Source organism: Micromonospora sp. WMMD736 (genome assembly GCF_049179015.1).
Taxonomy (GTDB): domain Bacteria; phylum Actinomycetota; class Actinomycetes; order Mycobacteriales; family Micromonosporaceae; genus Micromonospora.
Map to the genome: position 1 here is coordinate 1 of NZ_JBMHMI010000149.1, position 3,715 is coordinate 3,715.

Annotated in this window: 1 protein-coding gene; it reads left to right on the forward strand. The window is 64.6% G+C overall.

Annotated elements, in window-relative coordinates; all coding sequences use genetic code 11:
• Positions 1-3,715 (forward strand): hypothetical protein (locus ACN269_RS34890; RefSeq protein WP_421477628.1); only part of this gene is annotated, 3,715 nt, incomplete at both ends.

Here is a 3,715-nt window from a genome sequence, read left to right on the forward strand (position 1 = left end):
AAGGCGTCGATCGCCTGGCGCACGCTTCGGGCACAGCTGCTGGCTCGGCGCGGTCAGCATGACGAAGCTCGGCAGGTCGCCGAGGAAGCGGTGTCACTGGCCGAACGCACCGACGCTCTAGTCGATCACGGCGATGCCAGCCTGGCGCTGGCGACGGTGTTGGACGCCGCCGGCGAGTCCGCGGCAGCGCACACTGCCGCCGCTCGGGCGCTTGACCTGTACGAGCGCAAAGGGGCTGTGGCACTTGCGGAGAAGGCGCGCCGCATCCTCGGCGAGCCCGGCATCCCAACCGTCGCGGCTGCATCCGGGCCGACGGCTGAAGAGTTGGACAACGCGTGCACACGCGTCATCCGCCGCGCAGCGGCCGCTGTAGATCGCGAAGCCTGGGACGAGATCGAGCAATTTTTCACGCCGACAACCGCCGTCGAGAGTCGACGCAAGGTAGTCGGCTTTCCTCGGATTGACCTCCCGTCGAGCAAGTGGCGACGGGAGGTAAGGCGTTACCTCCAAGACATGCGGCCCCGCCACTATGCGTTCGTCGCCGTGCGTGGTGAGCGTGTTGGCCTCGCCAGACTGGTCTTGCGTGCTGCAGAGGTGAGTCCCGGAGCGCCAGAGGACGAGGTCCTGGAGCTGTTCGCCCTCGATGAGGAGGGTCGAATCGCGCTGCAGGTGTGGTTCGACATCGACGACATCGACGCCGCCATGGCCGAACTCGACGCCGTGCACGCCCGGTTCGAAGCGGAACCTCCGCACACCCGACTCGAGAATGCTGCAAGTCGAGTCCGCGCCCGGTTCAACGCGCTCTTCGCCGAGAGCCGCTTTGAGGAGGCCGCGGCGCTATGGGCGGACGGTGTGCGAGTCGAGGACCGGCGACGAGGGCTGCGCAGCGACGCGCAGTACGATCGCGCCGGAGGCATTGCAGAGATAAGAGCGATGGCCGATCTCGGGGTCAAGACCATGACGTCTGACGTCATCGCGGTCCGCGGAGACCGGCTTGAGCTCAGTCGCACCCGGTACTCGGGTCGGGACACGAGCCCGAACGCGTTTCACACCGAGGTACTGCGCATCACCGAGATTGACATCGACCAACGGTGCGTGGCGACAATCGCGTTCGACCATGACGACCTCGACGCCGCATTTGCAGAACTCGACGCGCGGTATCTGGCTGGCGAAGCCGCACCATACGCGGACACATGGTCGGTCATCACGAAGGCCTACACCGGCATGTGCCGGGGAGCAGTTCCTGCGACAGCACCGGATTTAGTCAATGTCGACCATCGGCACGTAACCCCGATGGCGCCCGACGACGGGATCGCGTATCTCCACGCTTCGTGGGACATGGCACCGGAGTTCAAGCTCTACGTCGAGGCTGTGCATCAACTCAGCGAGGTCGGAGCTGTCTTCACGCGATGGTCCGCAGGAACCTCGCAGGACGGCTTCGACGCCGAGTGGCGGGCCGTAGACGTCGTCACGGTGGAAGGCGACCTGATCGAGCGCGGCGAAATCTTCGACGAGGCGGACCTCGAAATCGCGCTGGCGCGCTTCGACGAACTCAGTCGGCCGACACCGCGGCGGCTGGAGAACGCGGCAAGCAGGGTGAACGAGCGCATCCAGACACTCTTTGCGTCCCGCAACTGGGACGCGATCAAAACGATGCTGGCCGAAGGCATTCGCGGCGACGATCGTCGTCGGGTAGTGAACGCCGGTCTTCGCCAAGGGCGGGATGCCACGATCGCAGACCTCTCAGCCATCGCCGAGGTCGGCGTCACGGACGTCGTGACGACCGTCGTTGCGACCCGTGGACAGCGTCTTTCGTTGAGTCGTGGCCGCGCCTCGCAAGGTGACCAGCCCCCCGAGGCGTTTCACACCGATCTCCTCGACGTCGTCGAAATCGACGACAACGAGCACGTGGTGGCACGCATCGTGTTCGACGCTGACGACATCGACGCTGCGTTCGCTGAACTCGACGCCCGCTATGTCGCCGGGGAAGGCGCCGCCCACGCGCACACCTGGTCGGTCATCGCGCGTGGTTACGCTGCAATCAACCGGCGCGAACTCCCCGCGACGACACCGGACTGGGTCAACATCGACCACCAGCGGGGCAACGCATTTGCGCCAGGTGAACTGACCGAGTACATCCGCGCGGCCTGGAACCAGCCGCCGGACATCAAAGTCCGGATCGCGGCGGTACATCGCTTGAGCGACCGCGGAGGGGTGTTCACGCGGGCGGGGGATGGCAGCTCGCAAGAGGGCTTCGACGCCGAGTGGCGTGTCATCGATCTGTTTACCGTTGCCGGCGACGTGATCAGCCGCTGCGAGGTGTTCGACGAAGCAGACTTGGACGCTGCATTGGCGAGGTTCGACGAACTCGATCGGCCGGTGCAGCGGTTGGAGAACGCGGCAAGTCGCCAAAACGTGCGCATCGCCGACGCGTTCAATCGTCGCGACCTAGAGGGCTATCTGGGCACCTGTACCGCAGACGCACGATACGACGATCACCGACAGGGCCTTCGCGGTGAAGGCCCGATCGACGCGGAGTTCGGACACGCGCTGTTGTTCGAGGCGGCCGAGAGTTGGTGTCTGGAAGTCGAACCCATCGCCCTCCGGGGCCAACGTTTGGCACTCAGTCGGTACGCTTTTTGTGACGCCAGCGAGGCCGACCGGCCGATTGTCGTGGAGGCATTCGTGCTCACGGAAGTCACCGACGATCAGTTAGTCTCTCACGCAGTCATTTTCGATGCCGACGACATCGAAACCGCCCGTGCAGAACTTGAAACGCGCTACCTGGCGGGAGATGCTGCACCGCACGCGCACACGTGGTCACTCGTAATAGCGGCCTACGCCGCGTTCAATCGGCAGGAAATCAGTGCGACGACGCCGGACTGGGTGAGCATCGACCACCGCCGCGGTGCTTCGTTCGCGCCGGGTGACATGGCCGCATACCTGTCTGCGGCATGGGAAGACTCGCCGGGCACCCGCATCTACATCGACACCGTGCATCGGCTGACCAATCTCGGCGCGGTCGTCACCCACGCGTCGAAGGGCGTCTCCCGCGACGGCTTCGAGGCCGAATGGCGAGACATCAACGTGCTGACGGTGGAAGGACACTTGATCAATCGCAGCGAGCTCTACAACGAAGCGGACCTCGACGAAGCGCTGGCCCGCTTCGACGAACTCAGCCGGAGGGAGCGGTTGCTCGAAAACGCGGCAAGCCACATGTATCAGCGCTTCAATGCGGCTTACCTGACCGGCGACTGGGACGCGTTGGCCGCAACCATGTCCGACAACTTCTTCGCAGACGACCGTCGTCGCTTCGTGGGCAGTGGGAGCCAGCAGGGGCGGGATGCTGCGATCGCCCATGCGCAGGTGACTGCCGACCTCGGCGTCAAGAACGCGACATCGACCGTTGTAGCGACCCGAGGGGCAAACCTCGTGCTTGTGAAAGCCCGGTTCTGGGGTCGCGACGAGCGGCCCGACGCGTTCGACACCGAGGTGCTACACCTGATCCAGAGCAACTCACAACATCGGGTCGCGACATTCGTCGCGTTCGACATCGACGACATCGACGCTGCTTTCGCCGAACTCGACGCCCGATACCTGGCCGATGAAGCCGTTGCCCACAGGCTTACGTGGTCACTAATCATGCGTGTGTTCGCCGAGTTCAACAGCCGTCAACTTCCGTCGACGGCAATCGAGTGGGTCGACCACCGGCACG